Here is an 18,595-nt window from a genome sequence, read left to right as displayed (position 1 = left end):
CTACATGATAAAACACGAGATTATCACCAGAAGCCCCCTCAGGATTCTGGAAAAATCAACCCATGGCGGAGTCGGGAAAGGAAATATCGGAGTAATTGCTTCCAGAAAGGGCACCGGCAAGACCGCTTGTCTGGTACACATCGCCACTGATCAGCTCTTCCAGGGCAAAAATCTGATTCATGTCTCTTTTTCCGCAGACACCGCTCATATAGTGTCGTGGTATGAGCATATTTTCGAGGAAATCGCCCGGAGATATAAACTAGATTGCGCCATGGATGTTCATGATGATATAATCAAGAACAGAGTTATCATGAATTTCCGGCAGGATGGGGTCAGTGCCGAACAGGTGCAGAGAAGTCTCCGCTCGATGATTCTTGACGGAAATTTCACTGCTGATCTCATCATAATCGATGGTTATGATTTCTCGAAGGTTTCTGCAGAGGAATTCAGCAGTTTTAAACGGTTTGCACAGGACATGGGTATCGGGATATGGTTCAGTGCCACTTTGCACAGGGAAAGCAACTTTCTGCCAAATAACATTCCTGAAGTGCTCGCTGCCTTTATCAACGATATCGATGTTCTTATTCTGCTCAAGCCAAGAGATAATCATGTTTATCTGAACCTGGTGAAGGACCATGGGACCATCCGTACAGATGATTTAAATCTGAAGCTCGATCCCCAGATTCTTCTGATTGCTGAAGAACCTTGATCGGGATACCCCGTTGACCTGTCCGGGCAAAGAACTATTTTGTAGTTTTCAGAGGAAGAAACTGAATAGACGGGAAAACCAGGATGAAGTTACCTCTGATGGCGGTTGTTCTGCCGTTCCTTATAAGTGCAGCAGTTTCAGCTGACTCCGACAGCACAAAAACACTTCTGCCCCGGACGGAATTTCCGATAATTCTGGCTAAAATTTCTCTATCCTACAATAAACAGACCGGAGCTGTCAGCCGTGCCAGGATTACATTCGATGATACCGATGATCAGATTGTAATCTCCACTCTCGATGATATTTACATTAAGAATACCAGACACAGTTCAGAGAAAACGACCTATCGTGAACCAGTGGAAAAAGCTTACTACCTGACAGAATTCGAGGGTAAACAGATTAACCGGGTCTGCAAGACATTTATCCCCACGCTTGAACAGTTCGAGAAAGACTTAAAAAACGAAAACTGGGGAAAATGCCTCTACCTAGACGCCTTCCTGCCGCGTTTCCTGCGCGGTTTTAATGCTCTTCTCTACCTTTCAAAGAACACTCCTGAATCTATAAACAAGAAAATCCGCATACCGGAAGAGGAATTTGACGTATCACTGAACTCGCCTAAGTCCGATGCGAGAATCAATCACTGGCGATCAACTCCGGATCATGTTGTCAAACTCAGAATCGCCACTAAAGAGCTTATTTATCAGATTAAACTGTGGCAGAAACGTGAACTTCTCAATAAGAAGAGAAATCCGGAAATCTCCTACAGCAACAAACTGGAATCAGCTTTCAGTCTCTTTGTAAGGATCTACTTCAATATCCCCCCTGTCACCTATTCCGGAATAATCTCCAGATAGTAAAATTCCGAAACGGAATTTTTCCCTGTTAGCCGGCACTCTCGCATAATTCGGTGAACAAATGTTATTTTCTCCATAATTCCACATTCAACCCTGGAAAATATCATTAATGATAAAAAGAATCGGGTCAATAATTCAAAGCCGTCTTTCTATTCAGGAATCAAAACTGGAGGAAGCCGCGCAGCAGGCAGAAAAGCAGGGTACAAGGATTGGTGAAATCCTGCTTGAACAGGGCCTGCTTACCGAAAGAGAATTCTACGAGGCTTTGGCTGAGCAGTTCTCGATGGAATTTGTTCCAGAGATAGAAAACCTGATCAGCACAGAACTACTCAGAGAATTCTCCCCTGATACGCTCAAATCAGGACATGTCCTTCCTCTTGACAGCAGCGATACATTGCTCCGTCTGGCAATCACCGACCCTCTTGATTTTGACACTATTCTACAGTTTGAACTGATCAGCGACAGAACAGTAGAAGCAGTCCTCACCACACCATCACAAATGAAGAAAATGCTTCAGAAGCTCTTCGAGGGAGATTCGGCTTTCAAACAGTTTACTGGTAAGATCGCGCGTGAGTACGAAAAGCAGCTTCAGATCGACGAGTCCCTTTCCATAGAGGAGATTCGTCAGAGGACCGAGGCAGAGCCTGTGGTAAGGATGGTGTCTCTTATATTCAATGAGGCAATCAAGCTTGATGCATCCGATATCCATATCGAGCCATCAGAAAGCAATGCTGTTATAAGACTGCGCATCGATGGAATGCTGCAGCAGTATTCTGAGATTTCCAAGTGGATGTACTCACCTCTGACCTCCAGAATCAAAATTCTGGCAGACCTTGACATAGCTGAGAAGCGTGTACCCCAGGATGGGCGCATAAGGCACAATGTTGGTGCTCAGGCATACGACTTTCGTGTCTCCACTCTGCCAACCCATTATGGGGAAAAAACAGTTATCCGTATTCTGAAGCATGATAAATCACTGCTTGATCTTAATAATCTGGGAATACCCGCTCCTGCATTGAATTCACTCTCTCAAATCATAGAAAAGCCTCAAGGGATGATTTTTGTGACAGGGCCCACCGGAAGCGGAAAGAGTTCTACCCTTTTTGCATGCCTGAACCGTATCCGGCACAAAGCCATCAACATCACTACAATAGAGAATCCTATTGAGTACAAACTTGATGGTGTAAATCAGGTTCAGATAAACGAGAAGGCTGGTGTTACGTTTGCCGCAGTTTTACGTTCGATACTCCGTCAGGACCCTGATGTAATCCTGGTCGGAGAGATCCGCGATACTGAGACAGCCCAGATAGCTGTACAGGCATCCCAGACCGGGCACCTTGTTTTCTCGACATTGCATACAAATGATGCTGTCTCGGCTATTACACGCTTAAGGGATCTAAAGATTCCCTCTTTTCTTATCTCCTCATCACTGCTGGCAATTATCGCTCAGAGACTTGTAAGGGTACTTTGTCCCCACTGCAAAAAGGAAGCGGAAATCTCAGGTGAGACAAGGAGAAAATGGGAGTCGCTACTTGGCAACTACAGTATCCCCCGCTCTTATACCACTGAGGGGTGCGAGCGGTGCAAAAAAACAGGGTATAAGGGAAGAGTCGGGATTTTCGAGTTGATAGAAGTAAATGAGAAGATACGCTCTCTTATAGCGGATGACATCTCTGACAGTGCTTTACGGAAGTCATTGCGTGACGAGGGATTCAGCTCTCTTATTAATGATGGAATCTCAAAAATTGAACAGGGTATAACTACTCCGGAGGAACTCCTCAGAGTAGTCCTGGTTGAAGATATCAGATGAACCGGAAGACAGAAAAACTCTCACGGGAAATTTTCATGAGAATCGTAATCAGTATTATTGCGGCAGTATTGTTTTCAATTTCGCTGGAGGCTGCTCCCCTGCAGACAGACACTGCTCAGCAGGAACAGAGGATGTCTATCGATGTAAAGGACACCGATATCAGGGATGTTATCCGGATGATCTCCAAAGGATATAACATCAGTATTCTTCTGGACCAGGGTATTACGGGCCGGGTAACTCTTCACCTTGTTGATGTGCCCATAATGGAGGGTTTGCGAAGCATTGCTGAATCAAATGGTCTGGAAGTGGTGAGAGAAGGCAGTGTTTACAGGATACAGAAGGCCACGGATGAGCAGAAGTCAATGATCCGTTATTACGACGGCAAGTTAACCGTCGATGTGCAGAATGTAGATGTCAAGGAATTTCTGAAAGAGATCTCGTCAAAAACGGCAGTGAGCATAGTTCCGGAAGCCAAAGTAGAAGGGAAAATAACAGGTAAACTCTACCAGGTAAAGCTTGAAGACGGACTGAGGGCGCTTCTGGAAGGAAATGGATTTAAAGTTCTCAAAAGAAAGAATATCTATCAGGTTCTCTCCGGAGGAGAACCCTCCAGCCCTCCGTCCAGTTCCCGTTTCCATGGCTCTTCAACCTCAAAAACCAATTTTTTTGTAGAATACAGCAATGGGATGGTCTCACTCGATGTCTCAAACGGGGATCTTGAGGATATAATCAGGGCCATAGCCGAACAGGGTGATGTTGAGATCATAACCTATGGAAGTATTAAAAGCGAGATCAACGCCAAACTGAACAGCGCACCATTAACAGAAGCTCTGGCTCTTCTGCTTGGAGGAACCCGATTTACTTTTGTGCAAAAGGAAAACGTGATACTTATCGGAGACCGCAACACAGCAACCCCATCCGGACAGGCACTTTCCAAATCAGAACTGATTCATCTGAAACACATAAAAGCTGACAATATCCCTGCACTTCTCCCCAAGGATATTCCATCCACTAACGTACGGGTAATAAAGGAACAGAATGCCGTTCTCATTTCCGGCACATCCGAGGATATCGTCACAGCAAGAGAGTTTCTCAACACAATCGATATACCCACTCCCCAGGTACGCATCGATGCGGTAATAGTGGAGTTCAAGGATAACCTGGACAAGGAATTCGGGATGAGATCAGGAAAGCTTGGAAGCATGATGGACAGTTCATACTTGCTGACACCTTTCCCCCAGCACAAACTTTACAAAGGAAGCCAAAATTTCGAAATCGGTTTAAGCGGCAAGACCCTGAAAGACTTTCTAGGCAGGGCGTTTAAAATTTCCTCCAATGACTTAAAGGGCATACCCGATGAACTCTTTTCAGTTCTGAGATTTCTTGAAACCCAGGATAAGGCCAAGGTTCTCGCCCAGCCTTCGATATTGACTCTCAATGGTAACAAGGCATCCATAGATGTCAGCGAGACCCAGTACTTTAAAATTGTCACCGGGGTTGGAGAAAATCAGACATCCCGCTTTCAGCCAATCAAATTCGGAATTCAACTTGACATTGTCCCATGGATCTCCCAGAGCGGACAGATTACTGCTGAGATCAGCCCCAATGTTTCAAACTCGGAAAAAACCAACTATGAGGGCTATCCGAATGTGTCAACAAGATCTATTTCCACAACAGTACGTCTCAACGATGGAGAAACTCTGGTACTTGGCGGATTGATCAAAAACCAGGAGACAGCTTACAATTACAGAATCCCTGTTCTCGGCAGTCTTCCCATAATCGGACCTCTTTTCCGACACTCCGGCAAGACCCGAAGTAAATCAAACCTGGTTGTCTTTATCACACCACACATTGTGACAAGAGAAGATCATGTAGATCTGAAAAAAGAGCTGGAACAGTTTGAAGTTTACGATAAAGACATGTTGGAAAAGAAGATTTACTATAGTAAGAAAAAAATCCGTTCCAGGTTCAACAGCGACAGTGCATCTGTAAAAGAAACCCCGGCCGGTAAAGTGGAAGAGCTATCCGGGCGCAGTTCTGAAACCGACAGCACTATAATTGTAAATGACTCATCTGCCACTCTTAAGCCAGGTCCGGGTAAAACAGAAGCAGATACAACCGGTTCAACCCCGAAATGAAGAAGCTTACAGGAATAGCAGTTTCAGCCGATGGTTATTATGTTTCCGCCACCATGAGTGAATCTGGTGGAAAGTGGAAACTTTCAGGCACATCAAGATGGGTGATAAACAACAGGAACAGGAACGCTCTCTTGATGGATAAAAGCGTCTGTCTTGGAATCGAATCCAGGTGGGTCCGCTCACTGCCTGGAGAGGGCAGTCCATACAGCACAGCCGATGGGGACTACTTATCAGCCTGCACTCTCCCTGCGCACCACCAGTTCCACGCTGACCTCCTCGATAATAACCTCTTCGGAATTTATCCTGATGATGCTTTCCTGTGTACACTTCCCCTGCATCTTCTTGAAAAGTCTGAGGACTCTTTTCTTTCAATTTTCCGGGATGGTAAGTTTTATATAATCGGGCTTATCCGGAACAGAAGACTTGCAGCAGTTTTCCGTCTAAGCGACTCTTCCGATCTCCAGCCTTTTATCGCACGGATTGAGAGGTACTGGACCACATTTGAAAGAGGCATCCCTTTCCCGCGTACTGTTTACATTTTCAATGAGCAGACGATCTACCCCGGAGATCAGTTTTCTATCCAGCAGATTAAGACACCGTCGGACGATATTTCTATTATAAGAGCAGCAGGCCTCGCATTCTGTCATATCGGGACTCCGGTACCATCATTCAGCGGACCATCAGCAGGCCTCAGATTCAGGAAAATCCGGAAAGCTGCGGTATTAATTTCCTGTGCGCTTTTTTTGCTCCCGCTCCTGACAGCCGCTGTACTTTTTTTCATGAACCACAACACCTCGGCTCAAATTAACAAGTGCAAATCCGAGTACAATAGCATCATTGCTAACAACACCGAGATAAAAGATCTGCTTAAATCCGGGGAAACACTGGCAAAAAAGCACCTGAGGCTTCAAAGTCTTGCCACCCAACCGACTCAGTGGGGGAAACTTCTTCATTATCTTGGTTCCAAAAGGCCGGTGGGGCTTTTCTTCGAGCGGTTCGGCTCAGAACCTGTACCTGGACAGAAGAATCAATTCAGAGCAGCACTTACAGGATGGGCGGAATCAGAGACAATAGTAACAGAGATGATCAAGAGGCTCAACAGCCCCCATTTTATAACAAATGTCAGTTTAGCATCACTGGAAAGAGATGAAAAGCTGAAAGACTATTGCAGATTCAAGATATTATGCACACTGAAATTTTAAAAAGAGTCTCCAGAGAATCTCTGACTATCCTGGTGCTCAGCGCCTCGCTGTTTCTGGCCGCTTTCTGCACAAAAGAGCTTGTATCGGACCAACTTGCACGATACAAAGAAAAAAGCAGAGAGCTTTCCAGCTACCGGGAACTTATTTCTTCAGAAAACGGATATTCACAGATAAGGAGCGAAATTGAGAAGAAAAACACGCTGCTGCAGGAAAAATTAAACAGCCGTATTGGAAATCAGGCTGATTCTGCCGGATTGTCTTCATTCCTTGAAACACTCATCGCCAAAGCACGCGCCTCTGATATAAGATTTGTAAAAATGCAGCCTCAGGCGGAATCAAGAAATGAGGATTTTGTCCTTTTTCCGGTGATTCTGGACATGACCACAACATATCACGCTCTTGGACAATTCATCTCCTCACTTGAAAAGATTCCTTTCATGTTCAAGATAGAACGTCTGGCGATGGAATCAAAGCCGGAAGGCGGAATAGAAGCGAAGATCCTGGTAACCTGTTTTATACCGTTACAGAATATATGAAAAAAATATTCCATCCAAATTCAACCATAATGTTGCTGCTTTCAGTGGTACTTCTCGCAGCATCGTTCTCGATTCTCTCTGAACTTCCTGAACTCTTTACCGGAACCGGCAGTAACACCGTAAGTGGTAATTCCCTGATCGACGACAAAGGTCTCCGGTTAATAAACACTGCGCTGCAGATTGAAGATACAAGCGAGAGTTTTACCTATGCCGGGCATTTTGAAAGTCCATTCCGTAAAGGAGGAGTAAAAATAACCCGGAACAAATCTACCCATTCCACTTTACCTGAACGTCCCAGACTCTTCCTTAAGGGAATTCTTTTAAAGGAGAAATCTCTGGCGATTGTCGAGGATGAAAGAGGTGAAACCTATATCCGTGGAGTGGGGGAAACAGCCCTCGGGCAGGAGATTATTTCCATCAAGGAGAACCGGATAGTCCTGCGCGATCAACGGGGGACCTATGAGCTTACGGTTGAAGAGAAATGATCCATTCCTAAACCGGGACTGTCAGGGAAGCGCTCTACCTGTTGTGCTTGTCTTTACCGCAATCGGTTTTATTGCAGTCTTCTCCTACATGCTGCACCAGTTAACATTCGCAAAACCGCTTCTTCATTCACCATCATCCCTCCAGGCACTGCTCAATGCGCGTTCAGGTGTCTACAAGGGCATTGAAAAATATTTTGCAAATAACGACTCTTTTTCCGATACACTAAAAACTATCTCGACACTCGATTCGATGTTCGGGAGCGACCTGATCGACATCAAAGACACTTCAGGTTTTGAACTGGGCAGCGAGCCGGAATTGATCGATCTGTTCAGAAGCGACTCTTTCGGGAAATCCCAGATCTCTCTTTCCCCACAGGGGATCTTTTTTGTCATGGAGTCCATTGGAGAATTCCGCGAAAATAGAAGGAAAGTACAGGCAATACTTGGAAGCAAAGTACCCGCTCTCCCTGATACGGTGCTTATTCTAATGAATGAAAATCCACTGGAGGGACAGACACCAAATGGTAAAATTGTGCAGATAAAAGACACAGTTTCAACAGGACAATCCCAGCTTCTCTCAAAACTGCTTTCCGAATACCAGTCACGTCTGCAGATTGCTGACACCGCGCTTTACGATCCGCCGCTTGTCATTCAATCCAACAGCGACCTGGAAAAGATTCCTGATGTGGTAAATGGTCCTCTGTTTATCGATGGTTCCTATATGGAAATAGACTGGGAGTCTGACAGGGAAATAACGGTAATGGATGATCTTCAGTTTACAGGAGAAGTAACTGCAAGGGGATTGAGCTTTACAGTTGGAGGAGAAATCAGAATTCTTGATAAATCCGACATCAGAGAATCATCGATGTTCTCCAACAGCCGTATCTTTATAGGTGATGATGCCAGGTTTAAAGGTGATGCACTGGCCATTCAGAGAATTACGGTATACGGGAGAGCCGAGGTGATGGAGAAAAGTACCCTGGTCTGTACTGGAGGATCTTCCCAGCAGAATAAAGCATCCACGGATTCCACTTCATTTTCCATTACATTGGCAGAGGAGTCGAAAGTCGATGCTACCTGCATGGCTCTGTCAAGCCCGGGAGGAATTAAAACCGAAAAAGACGTTTTTGTTACCGGAATTCTCTGGGCACAACGCACTGTATGCCATCTTGGCACAATGAAAGGACTTATCAGAGCCGCAAAAGTCACTGATTGCGAAGGTAACCTCCAGCCGCTTACCGGAGATACAACTGCCAAGGCTATAGAGGTCAATTCGATCCCGGGAAAACTCTCACCCCTGGATAATATAACCGATTATAAAATGCCCTTCTACAGCGGCCTGCCCTCAATCATAGGCTGGAGGGAAGATTGATGACATACAAGGAAAGAATTGAGCAGCAAGGCGGTTTCACAGTACTTGAAGTCATAGTAGCTATTTTTATCCTGTCATGCATTTCTGCCGCTCTCATGAAGGCACTCTTCTCTGCGGATAGAATTCACGGCAGAGCGACTGTTGTCATGAACAGTACAACACTGGCGGAAAATGAGATTGAACGCATCAGAACCAAAGCAGCATTCTTTGAGGCTGTTCAAGATTGCACCTATATTGCAACAGTGGGGAAAAGGCAGTACCAGGTCGAGCGCCGTGTTATTCCTCAGGATGATATCTCCATTGTGGAAAGCAACCCTGCGATGATGGAAATTGAAGTTTCAGTCAGTGATAATTCCAATCCTGAAAACCCTCTTAGATTCCGCTTCCTTCAGGGATATCATCAATGAAGCAAAACAGAAATGAGATCCGGTATAAAGGATTCACACTTATCGAACTGATGGTAGGTGTAGCGATCAGCCTTATTGTGATATCAACAGTTTATTACACCTGGAACAGTGTGAACACACACATAGCAAGACATTCAGCAAAGTCTCAGTTTTCCAGTGAAGCCAACCGGATAATACACACCATCTCCTCGCAGATCAGAAAATCTCCAGAGGTCCTTTCGTGGAGTGAAAGACAGATTTTCTTCTTATCCCCTGATGATGGAGATACTCTGAGCTATGTTTTCAGGGACGAAAACCTGCTCTGCAATGGGGATACAGTGAAGATGGTTGACATGAGGAATAAGATTACAGATTTCAGAATCAGGGATCTTGAAGAGGACAGGATCGAGGAGTATCATCCGGTACTGTTTGAGATCTCACTTATCATGACAAACGGTTACGATACACTTGCAAACAGTATAACTGTAAAACCGAACAAAGTGTCACCGAAGAAGGATGATTTCTTCGGTGATGATTTCTGGTGACGAGATCCGGATCACCCCGGATCATCGTCCACAGGTAAGCCAATTATCCCTTTTCATCCACTGTAGAGTAACAGTAAACGATCTCACCGAAATAAAGCGTGTGGTAATCCTTGTTGGGATATAGATGCTTATATCCCTCGATCAGGAAAGATGGATCCATCGGTGATTTGAATGCGATTTTGCATTCGAAATGAATTCCGGGGATATTTATCACGGGTGTGTGGACTTTTTCTCCGGGGAGAATTTCCAGACCACACGCTTTGAGTTTATCATGATTTTTTCCGGATTCGGAGCCACAGAATTCAAGCGCCTTTGCAGCATCAACCATCGGTACACTTACTGTGAATTCAGAGGTGTTTTCGATCAGCTTGAAGGTATGTCTTGATTTACGTACCATAACCGTCATCATGGGTCTGGCCCACATGAAACCCACCGAAGCCCATCCGATAGTCATCACGTTGAGATCGTCTCCGGACTGGACGGTAAGGAAGGCACCTTTACGTATCTGATTCATTGCTTTTTCTGCTACTGCCATGTAATCAACCGGATGCATTTCAGTACTCCTGTTCTGATGGTTTAGCAGAAAATATAAATAGTGCGTAAGTGTCTTATGAACATTTCAGGCAATTAAATCCCGATATTCCAGAGTACCCGGCCGATATTATTTATCACGCCGATCAATACAGGATGAGAGACCTCAAACCTTCTCACAGATAAAGACAAACCTTCAAGAGCATGCTTCAAAAGTTCCGGATTACGGACATCTCTCATAGCTTCCGCCAGTGATACTTCTGTAAAGCGAGTGATACTGCGTGCGTCCTCTTTATGGGTCTCACCCAGAACAGAAATCTCCTGTTTCAGTTTATTGACAAGCTCGAGCAGTTCATTTTTCTGTTCCTCACTGATCGACTGGTTTTCCCTTATTTCCTTCTCTATTCTCTGCAGAGATTCGCTAAGCATCCGGATTCCCCTTTCGAAATCAGTGATCTTCTATCTGTGCAATGGTTTGTACTTGACTCTTACAGGCATGTCTGCATCTATACCAAGTCTCTCTCTGCGGTGCTCCTCATATGATTCATAATTTCCATCATGGAACACAACAGTGCTGTCTCCTTCAAACGCCAGAATATGGGTGGCGATTCTGTCAAGGAACCAGCGGTCATGGCTGACAATAACGGCACAGCCTTCAAAATCACTGATCGCCTGTTCGAGCGCCTGAAGAGTCTCGACATCGAGATCGTTTGTCGGCTCGTCAAGCAGAAGCACATTTCCTCCGGTCTGAAGCAGTTTGGCAAGGTGCACCCGGTTACGCTCTCCACCTGAAAGCTCTCCTACGAGTTTCTGCTGATCAGAACCGGAAAAGTTGAATTTTCCCACGTAAGCCCGTGAATTCACTTCTGTTTTACCAAGCATGATAGTGTCTTTTCCGCCCGTTATTTCCTCGAAAACAGTCTTTGAACTGTCAAGAGCATCCCTGGTCTGGTCAACATAACTGAGAACAACGGTTTCCCCTATTTTCAAAACTCCCGAATCGGGTTTTTCAGAACCGGTTATCATACGCAGAAGAGTCGTTTTACCAGTACCGTTTGCCCCGATAATCCCCACGATACCAGCTCTGGGAAGATCGAAACTGAGATTCTCAAACAGAAGTTTGTCACCATACGCTTTGGAAAGCCCCTCTGCCCTGATTACAGTATTACCCAGTCTCGGCCCGTGAGGGATTATTATCTGTGCTGTGGTGACTTTCTCGGGAGTGGCCTGGCTCAGTAACTGTTCATAGGCGTTAAGACGCGCCCGGCCCTTTGCCTGACGGGCCTTGTGGCTCATCCTTACCCACTCAAGCTCCTTCTTCAGGCGTCTTTGACGCACGCTCTCCTCTTTTTCCTCCTGAGCCATCCTGGAGGTCTTCTGATCCAGCCAGGAGCTGTAATTGCCTTTCCATGGAATCCCATGTCCCCGGTCTATCTCAAGGATCCATTCAACCACATTGTCAAGAAAATACCTGTCGTGAGTGACAAGAATAACCGATCCCTTGTACTCCCGCAGATGACGTTCGAGCCAGGCTACCGATTCAGCATCCAGGTGGTTTGTAGGCTCATCGAGCAGAAGAAGGTCGGGTTTCTGCAGAAGCAGTTTACAAAGGGCAACCCGGCGTCTCTCACCTCCTGAAAGTGACTTTACATCGGCATCACCCGGAGGAAGCCTCAGGGCATCCATGGCGATTTCAAGCTGTCTGTCAAGCTCCCAGGCATCGATCGCATCTATTTTGTCCTGAAGCTTTGCCTGGTGCTCCATCAGCTTATCCATCTCCTCATCGCTCATCTCCTCACCAAACTTCGCAGATACCTCTTCAAATTCATTTAAAAGATCCCTGGTGGACTTGACAGCCAGTTCCACATTTCCTCTCACATCGAGATCAGGATCCAGGAGAGGCTCCTGGGGAAGATACCCCACAGTTCTCCCCTGCTCTATCCAGGCCTCACCCTGAAACTCGGTATCTATTCCGGCCATAATTCGCAAAATCGTGCTTTTCCCAGAGCCGTTTGTTCCTATTATCCCGATTTTTGCTCCATAGTAAAACGACAGACAGATATCCTTTAACACCTCTTTTTTGGGAGGATACACCTTGGTCAAACGATTCATGTAGTAGATAAATTTCTCAGCCATATGTTACCATTGATTAACCTGATTAAGATGATTACACTGATTTTTTGTGAACAATAATTATTGTTCTTCTCTGTATCTGAAAGCAGTGTCTGGTGAATTTTACATCTCGTAAAACTGCAGTTTCAGGAACAGGTATCAATATCGAAAATGAAAACCTTCCAATATCGACCCGACCCGGAAACAAACAGTATAAATACGTTTTAAATTAACAAGACATCAATGAAATCAGATACCGAGACTTAAACTAATATTTTCCAGACAGAATTACTGGTACATTTTGATGTGGGGCTTAGTAAAATCAGCCACACAGGAGGTCTTTAAGGATGAATGTCAGTTTATTTCCTTTGCAGTCCAGTGGTCGTTATCTGTGGACCACTTGAGTATGTAATGGCGGGCATTATCGGCAAACACTTTAAAATAGGTAAATCCCGGACTGTACCATCGGTCCTCTATTTCCAGAATCTCCAGACGCTCCTCACCAATCCAGAATCGTACCGGGTATTCATCGGCTTTGTATCCACTGTAGGTTTCAACCTTTATATTCCATTCCAGTATCATATCAGCCTATTTCCCGGTTTCATATTTTCCGTGCCCCTCACAGCAGCCCTCTCCGCAATATCCATTTTCCCGGATTTTTACCTCCCGGGATTCACTGAAAGGCCTGAAACTGATGATATCACCAGATGAACCGCAGAATCGAACCTCACCGGTCTGTGTATCGAGTATGTAGATAAGTCTGTCGGTTCCGGCAATCTGGTATCGGCCTGTAACCCCGTTTCCATATGAAACCGCACTTATAAGCAGAAAAACAGTAAGAGCCGATAATCCGCCTGCAAGAAACCACCTGATTCTCATGAAGATCCTCCCGGGATCCGTTTAACATGATTTCTTTCAGCAAGAGCTGATATCGATTCAATCTACATGCAATTCAACTGCCACACAGATGAATTCAGCACAGAATGTTATCTCAGGAAATCTCCGGAACTCTGTGATGACTGTTGAGGAAATTATAAAGAGTAGCCCTGCCAACACCAAGAATCCTTGCGGCTTTGGCTTTGTTTCCGCCGGCTCTGACCATAGCGTTTTCAACATCTGCGACTGTCAGTTTTGGCTTCCGTCCCACTTTGGCCGGCCCCTCTCTTTCCTGAACCTGCTTTACAGATGGTGCATTCTGGATTTCTGGCGGGAGATGTTCAGGAAGAATAAAGGAGTTTTTACATTTGATCATCGCGAACTGTATGGCGTTCTGAAGCTGACGGATATTTCCGGGCCAACCGTAATTCATCAGAAGCGAGATTGCTTTTTCAGAAAACATCATCTCTCCCCTGGAAAGTCTCTCCGAAGTTTTTATGAGAAAATGTCTTGCCAGAAGAGGAATGTCATTACGCCGTTCGCGCAGAGGAGGAATTTCTATGGGAACAACAGCCAAACGATAGTAAAGGTCCTCGCGAAACTCTCCCTTTGAAACCATCTCTTTGAGATTGCGGTTTGTCGCGCAGATTACCCTGACATCGGTTTTTTTCTGCGTCTCACTCCCCACAGGCTCAAAAACTCCCTCCTGAAGAACTCTCAGGAGTTTTACCTGCATGGAGGGAGTAAGTTCCCCGATCTCATCAAGAAAGAGCGTCCCCTTGTCTGCCAGTTCAAAACGCCCCTTCTTGTCCCTGATTGCGCCTGTAAACGCTCCCCTGACATGACCGAACAGCTCACTCTCCAGAGTCCCTTCAGGCAGTGCCCCACAGTTTACAGGTACGAAGAGGTTGTCCCTGCGGGAGCTCTCCTTGTGGATCGCAATGGCAACCAGTTCCTTACCGGTCCCGCTCTCTCCTGTTATAACTACAGGAAAATCACTTGAGGAGAGATCTTTAATAAGCTGGAAAATCGCGAGAATCTTATGATCCTGACCTATTATTCCTCTGAAAGACTCCGATTCACCCAGTTTCATTTCCAGCTCATGAACCCGCGTTACATCAGATAAAGTGGCTATGACTCCCCTTATTTTCCCCTCTTCATCAAAGAGCGGTGCCCGTACAACTTCAAGTTCCTTCCGCAAATCATCATCACCGGTAAAAATGGCATTGTATGACTGTGCTTTCAGACAGGAAAAATCGCCATTGTTATCACAAAATGTGCACTGCTCACCACAAAGATGAGGAGCAAAAAGGTCGTGACAATCACGGCCCAGCACCTTGTCACGGCTTACCCCGGTTATCTTTTCAGCGCCACGGTTGAAAAGGAATACCTTTCTGTTAAGATCATGAGCAAGAAGTCCCTCATGAAGGCTGTCAATCACATTTTCCAGACAGATATGCTGTCTGAGCAAAGCGTTAAAGGAGCCGTGTCGGAAGAAATCCTCAACATAGACCCGCAGATCCTTTGTAAATTCCATCCATGATATTCTGTCACATTCTGATGGTTCTTCCAGATTCCAGTTCACCACAGCAGGTATACCTGAGAGAAGCGGGCACTTAGCTGCCGTTTCTCTGCCTATAGTAACAACCAGATCAAACTGTTCCGATAATTCTATCTCTTTAAGAGAAACAGATGGCTTAGAGAGAATCTCTTTTTCTCCACAGGCAGCAATTAATTCCTCAAAAAGCAATGCAGGTGAAATTCCAGCGCTTTTTATTACAGATCCTGACTCTGCGGTTTGGCCGGCATAAGCTGCTGCAAATCTTGAAGAGAGGTGTTTAATGTCCAGAAAAAGAATTTTACTATCCATATCACATGGATAAAATAGTAAAAGTGTCCATTAATGTTGCTGATTTTCAGACATTTCTTTATTCGGCGGGATTTTTCTGCATAATCGACAGCGGCTTTCCGGGCACCATTGACAGAAGAAGCAATCCGGGCAATCATACTTACGGGCACATGCAGCTCCAGGCGGGTGTTTGGATTTTGGGCTCTGCCCGAACAACGGAGATTCATTGGATTCACGATCCATCAGTTCCTGCCTTCTCCGGATCTGCCCAGCCCCCCCTTTCCATATGCTTTCTCTTTTCAGCTTCGGCAAGGTCCAGCATCCTGTAAGCACAATCTCTGACTATGCCAAACAGTACCCCGCAGGAATCATCATTGCGGTAAAGGTCACCGTGATCAGCACAGGACAAAAGCATTCGATTCAGCCTCTGCACCCTGAGGATTTCACGATTGACAAGACACATTCTGTCCTCAGGCGCAGAGCCATCAATAGGTAAAGATAACACGGCTAATCTCTCCCGGTTCACTGTTTTCCAGCACAGCTCTGATTATCACAGGCTTTTCCTGCTGACACTCTTCTGCCCGGTTTCCCGGGTCAGATCCAGATGGACCTCCGGAGAATTTCTCCAGAGGTTCACCATTGTGTCCGGAATACCCGCAGAACCCGCCGGTCAAAGCAAGCAGTCCGGAAAAAACAAGATATCCCATCAAGAGTTTCATAAGACACTCCAGGCGGATACTTCAGATTGTACCCCAGAAGCCGTGAAGGTTACAGTATTCACGGGCATAAAGCTTTACATTTTCATCATCTACCATGAAAACCGCCTCTGCAACGGTATCACCTTCTTTGAATTCATGACGCAGAACCTTGTCCCCGGCGATCAGTTCCACAAAGAGGATATAGTGTTCAGGAGTCATAGGATGAGGCACCTCGCCTACCTTGACTTTCACGACCTTGCCGTTCCGTTCAATCACGGGGACATGCTTCTCCTTTGCGGCATCTGTGGTATTCGCTTTCAGTTCCTTCATCTCTTTTCCGCAGCAGAAAAGGCTCTCGCTTCCATTCCAGAGTGACTCCACTACAGCACCACATCCATCACATTTGTACACACTTCTCTTACTGATCATACTTCCTCCTTCTTCTTGAACAAGGTTCTGCTTTTCAGTTGAAAACAACAGAAAGATTCCCTTTATGATACTGTGAAATATTCCTTTAGTCCTTCATTAGTCGGAATGATCGCCCTTTCTCCTTTCTGCCAGTTGGCAGGGCAGACCTCCCCATGCCCGGTATAGTACTGAAGAGCATCGATCATCCTTAACACCTCATTGACACTTCTTCCCAAAGGAAGGTCATTTACAAGCTGATGACGGACAATAAATTTATCATCTATCAGGAATAATCCCCTGTAAGCAACACCCTGATCCTCAAAAAGAACATCGTACGCTTTTGAGATCTCTTTTTTGATATCAGAAACTACAGGATATTCTATTCCCTGAATTCCACCCTGTGATTTGGGGGTGGAGAGCCAGGCATAATGGCTGTAATGTGAATCAACACTTACCGCAACCAGTTCCGTATCCCTCTTTCTGAAATCCTCGATCCGATCATTAAAGGCATGAAGTTCGGTCGGACAGACAAATGTAAAATCGAGAGGGTAGAAAAACAGTACAATATTCTTACCCTTAAGGTCAGAAAGACGGAACTTATCAATAATCTTCTTACCTTTTACAGCAGTAGCGACAAAATCCGGAGCAGTTCTTCCAACCAGTAAAGCCATTTGTTCCTCCTTTTAAAGTTAATCTCAAAATTGAACGGGGACAAATATGCAAGAGGCGTGCCAGACAAAAAAACCGGCTAAAAGCCTGGTTTTCAGGGGAGTATGTGTTTAAAATCAGGGAGGAATTTTGAGACATTTTTGTATATTTGGATGAAATCAACAGAAAAAACAGACAGAGATGTTGGTTTAGGGTTTTCTGTTTTACAGGGGACAGGTACGGAAACGTACCTGTCCCCTCTGTTTATTTAATCCCCTGTGCCTGCACAACCTTGGCTTCCTGGGAATCCGGACACTGTTCGATCAGCTTTTTCCAAACCATTGTTTTTGATTTTGTTTTTCCCTGTTTGTCATATACCAGACCGAGCTTGTAAAGAGAAACACACACCTTTGAACCCTGAGGATATTTTTTGAAATATTTCAAATACTCCTTCTCCGATTCAGCGTACTCTTTTTTAGCATATCTGCATTCAGCAATCCAATACTCCGCTTCCTGAGCCAATGGAGATTCAGGAAACTGGGAAACCAGATCTGTAAAGCCGCTCAGGGATATATCATACCTTCCCGCGTTAAAATCACTCATCGCGATCTGAAAGAGTTTCTCTATTTCAGCAGCTCTGGAATTAGCGGCGATAGAATCGGCAATCAGTTTTGCTTCGAGTCTTTTATTGAACTCAGCGGTTTTCTGATCGATCTTGGAGAGCCTGTGCTGGCTCTCTGACAGATTACCTTCTATATTGGAGACTTTTCTATCGAGTTCATTGAACCTGACTTGCTGATCGGCCCTGATCAGTCTCAGCAACTCGCTTTGTGTTTTCTGTTCCTCAAGAAGTTTTTTCTGGGTGGTTGAGATTTCGTTGTTCAGGGAATCCACCCTGGTCTGAATGGCTCTCAGTTCCTTTGTTCTCAACATCGTCAAGTTTGAACATCCCTGAAAAGAGGCCAAAGTGAAGACTGCAACTACTGCCAGAATGATTTTCCTTTTCATTGTTTAACCTTTCTGCCTTCTCTGAGATTACCTTGCCAGGGCTACAAATTCTGACCTGCGATTTTTTGAATGACACTCTTCGTCAGTGCAACCCGGTATAACGGGCTGTTCTTTTCCCATGGAAGTAACCTCCATCCTGATTGGTGCGACCCCGTAATTTTCCATGTAGTCTTTTACTGCTTTTGCACGCCTCTCTCCCAGGCCCATATTATACTCTGAAGAACCCCTTTCATCGCAATGCCCCTGAATCAGAACACGCATCCCGGGATTATCCTTGAGAAATCTAGCGGCAATAGTCAGAGCTTCAACAGCGTCACTAGTAAGACTGAAGCTGTTGTACTCGAAATACACCGGCCTTAACGCCTCCCTTGCTCTTATCGCCAGATCATCGGCGAGCTGAGCCTCTTTGAATATGGCGTTGTCAGATG

At 45.4% G+C, this 18,595-nt stretch carries 22 protein-coding genes; 10 read left to right on the top strand and 12 right to left on the bottom strand.

The window, feature by feature from the left end:
• Window positions 1–4 precede the first annotated feature (4 nt).
• From GX089_04905 to GX089_04860, 10 genes are all read left to right on the top strand, one after another.
• Window positions 5–709: a hypothetical protein gene (locus tag GX089_04905; protein NLP01814.1), complete on the top strand. Its 705-nt coding sequence runs from the start codon at window positions 5–7 to the stop codon at window positions 707–709.
• An 83-nt stretch (window positions 710–792) separates the two neighbouring features.
• Complete coding sequence (locus tag GX089_04900) at window positions 793–1,563, top strand: hypothetical protein (GenBank protein NLP01813.1); 771 nt, start codon at window positions 793–795, stop codon at window positions 1,561–1,563.
• Window positions 1,564–1,672: 109 nt separating this feature from the next.
• On the top strand, window positions 1,673–3,373 hold the full coding sequence (tadA, locus tag GX089_04895; protein ID NLP01812.1) for a Flp pilus assembly complex ATPase component TadA: 1,701 nt from the start codon (window positions 1,673–1,675) through the stop codon (window positions 3,371–3,373).
• Window positions 3,374–3,408: 35 nt separating this feature from the next.
• A complete protein-coding gene (locus tag GX089_04890; GenBank protein NLP01811.1) occupies window positions 3,409–5,511 on the top strand; it encodes a type II secretion system protein GspD in 2,103 nt (700 codons plus the stop codon).
• Window positions 5,508–6,713, top strand: coding sequence for a hypothetical protein (locus GX089_04885; GenBank protein ID NLP01810.1), 1,206 nt, complete (start codon window positions 5,508–5,510; stop codon window positions 6,711–6,713). Before GX089_04890 ends, GX089_04885 begins: the two co-directional genes overlap by 4 nt.
• Window positions 6,695–7,249 (top strand): type 4a pilus biogenesis protein PilO, encoded by a 555-nt coding sequence (gene pilO, locus GX089_04880; protein ID NLP01809.1) that lies wholly within the window; start codon window positions 6,695–6,697, stop codon window positions 7,247–7,249. Before GX089_04885 ends, pilO begins: the two co-directional genes overlap by 19 nt.
• The gene (locus GX089_04875; protein NLP01808.1) at window positions 7,246–7,734 is read left to right on the top strand and encodes a hypothetical protein; all 489 of its coding nucleotides are present in this window, start codon (window positions 7,246–7,248) and stop codon (window positions 7,732–7,734) included. Before pilO ends, GX089_04875 begins: the two co-directional genes overlap by 4 nt.
• Window positions 7,709–9,106 (top strand): hypothetical protein, encoded by a 1,398-nt coding sequence (locus GX089_04870; GenBank protein NLP01807.1) that lies wholly within the window; start codon window positions 7,709–7,711, stop codon window positions 9,104–9,106. Before GX089_04875 ends, GX089_04870 begins: the two co-directional genes overlap by 26 nt.
• Window positions 9,106–9,513 (top strand): type II secretion system protein, encoded by a 408-nt coding sequence (locus GX089_04865; protein NLP01806.1) that lies wholly within the window; start codon window positions 9,106–9,108, stop codon window positions 9,511–9,513. The genes GX089_04870 and GX089_04865 overlap by 1 nt, the downstream gene beginning before the upstream one ends.
• Window positions 9,510–10,037, top strand: a complete 528-nt coding sequence (locus GX089_04860; protein ID NLP01805.1) for a prepilin-type N-terminal cleavage/methylation domain-containing protein — start codon at window positions 9,510–9,512, stop codon at window positions 10,035–10,037. The genes GX089_04865 and GX089_04860 overlap by 4 nt, the downstream gene beginning before the upstream one ends.
• A gap of 43 nt (window positions 10,038–10,080) precedes the next feature.
• Here the strand turns inward: GX089_04860 and GX089_04855 are convergent, their stop codons facing one another.
• The 12 genes from GX089_04855 to GX089_04800 all read right to left on the bottom strand — a co-directional run.
• The gene (locus GX089_04855) at window positions 10,081–10,590 is read right to left on the bottom strand and encodes a flavin reductase family protein (protein NLP01804.1); all 510 of its coding nucleotides are present in this window, start codon (window positions 10,588–10,590) and stop codon (window positions 10,081–10,083) included.
• A gap of 74 nt (window positions 10,591–10,664) precedes the next feature.
• Window positions 10,665–10,997, bottom strand: a complete 333-nt coding sequence (locus GX089_04850; protein ID NLP01803.1) for a DUF4404 family protein — start codon at window positions 10,995–10,997, stop codon at window positions 10,665–10,667.
• Window positions 10,998–11,027: 30 nt separating this feature from the next.
• Complete coding sequence (ettA, locus tag GX089_04845) at window positions 11,028–12,704, bottom strand: energy-dependent translational throttle protein EttA (GenBank protein ID NLP01802.1); 1,677 nt, start codon at window positions 12,702–12,704, stop codon at window positions 11,028–11,030.
• Window positions 12,705–13,034: 330 nt separating this feature from the next.
• Window positions 13,035–13,262: a hypothetical protein gene (locus GX089_04840; GenBank protein ID NLP01801.1), complete on the bottom strand. Its 228-nt coding sequence runs from the start codon at window positions 13,260–13,262 to the stop codon at window positions 13,035–13,037.
• A gap of 6 nt (window positions 13,263–13,268) precedes the next feature.
• Entirely contained in the window at window positions 13,269–13,559 is a 291-nt protein-coding gene (locus GX089_04835) for a hypothetical protein (GenBank protein NLP01800.1), read from the bottom strand.
• Window positions 13,560–13,671: 112 nt separating this feature from the next.
• Entirely contained in the window at window positions 13,672–15,093 is a 1,422-nt protein-coding gene (locus GX089_04830; protein ID NLP01799.1) for a sigma 54-interacting transcriptional regulator, read from the bottom strand.
• A gap of 544 nt (window positions 15,094–15,637) precedes the next feature.
• On the bottom strand, window positions 15,638–15,910 hold the full coding sequence (locus GX089_04825; protein ID NLP01798.1) for a hypothetical protein: 273 nt from the start codon (window positions 15,908–15,910) through the stop codon (window positions 15,638–15,640).
• Window positions 15,891–16,124 carry a hypothetical protein gene (locus GX089_04820; protein ID NLP01797.1) on the bottom strand — a complete coding sequence of 78 codons (234 nt, stop codon included), beginning with the start codon at window positions 16,122–16,124 and terminating at the stop codon, window positions 15,891–15,893. Before GX089_04820 ends, GX089_04825 begins: the two co-directional genes overlap by 20 nt.
• 21 nt (window positions 16,125–16,145) lie before the next feature.
• Window positions 16,146–16,532, bottom strand: coding sequence for a desulfoferrodoxin (locus GX089_04815; GenBank protein NLP01796.1), 387 nt, complete (start codon window positions 16,530–16,532; stop codon window positions 16,146–16,148).
• A gap of 62 nt (window positions 16,533–16,594) precedes the next feature.
• Window positions 16,595–17,182 carry a peroxiredoxin gene (locus GX089_04810; GenBank protein ID NLP01795.1) on the bottom strand — a complete coding sequence of 196 codons (588 nt, stop codon included), beginning with the start codon at window positions 17,180–17,182 and terminating at the stop codon, window positions 16,595–16,597.
• Between the two features lie 241 nt (window positions 17,183–17,423).
• A complete protein-coding gene (locus GX089_04805) occupies window positions 17,424–18,167 on the bottom strand; it encodes a tetratricopeptide repeat protein (protein NLP01794.1) in 744 nt (247 codons plus the stop codon).
• Window positions 18,168–18,194: 27 nt separating this feature from the next.
• On the bottom strand, window positions 18,195–18,595 hold a 401-nt coding region (locus tag GX089_04800; GenBank protein NLP01793.1), incomplete at its 5' end, for an OmpA family protein.

It is taken from the genome of Fibrobacter sp., from assembly GCA_012523595.1.
In the GTDB taxonomy this organism is placed as follows: domain Bacteria; phylum Fibrobacterota; class Chitinivibrionia; order Chitinivibrionales; family Chitinispirillaceae; genus JAAYIG01.
The sequence above is the reverse complement of the archived record's forward strand: the minus strand, read 5'-3'. Positions and strand labels throughout refer to the sequence as shown.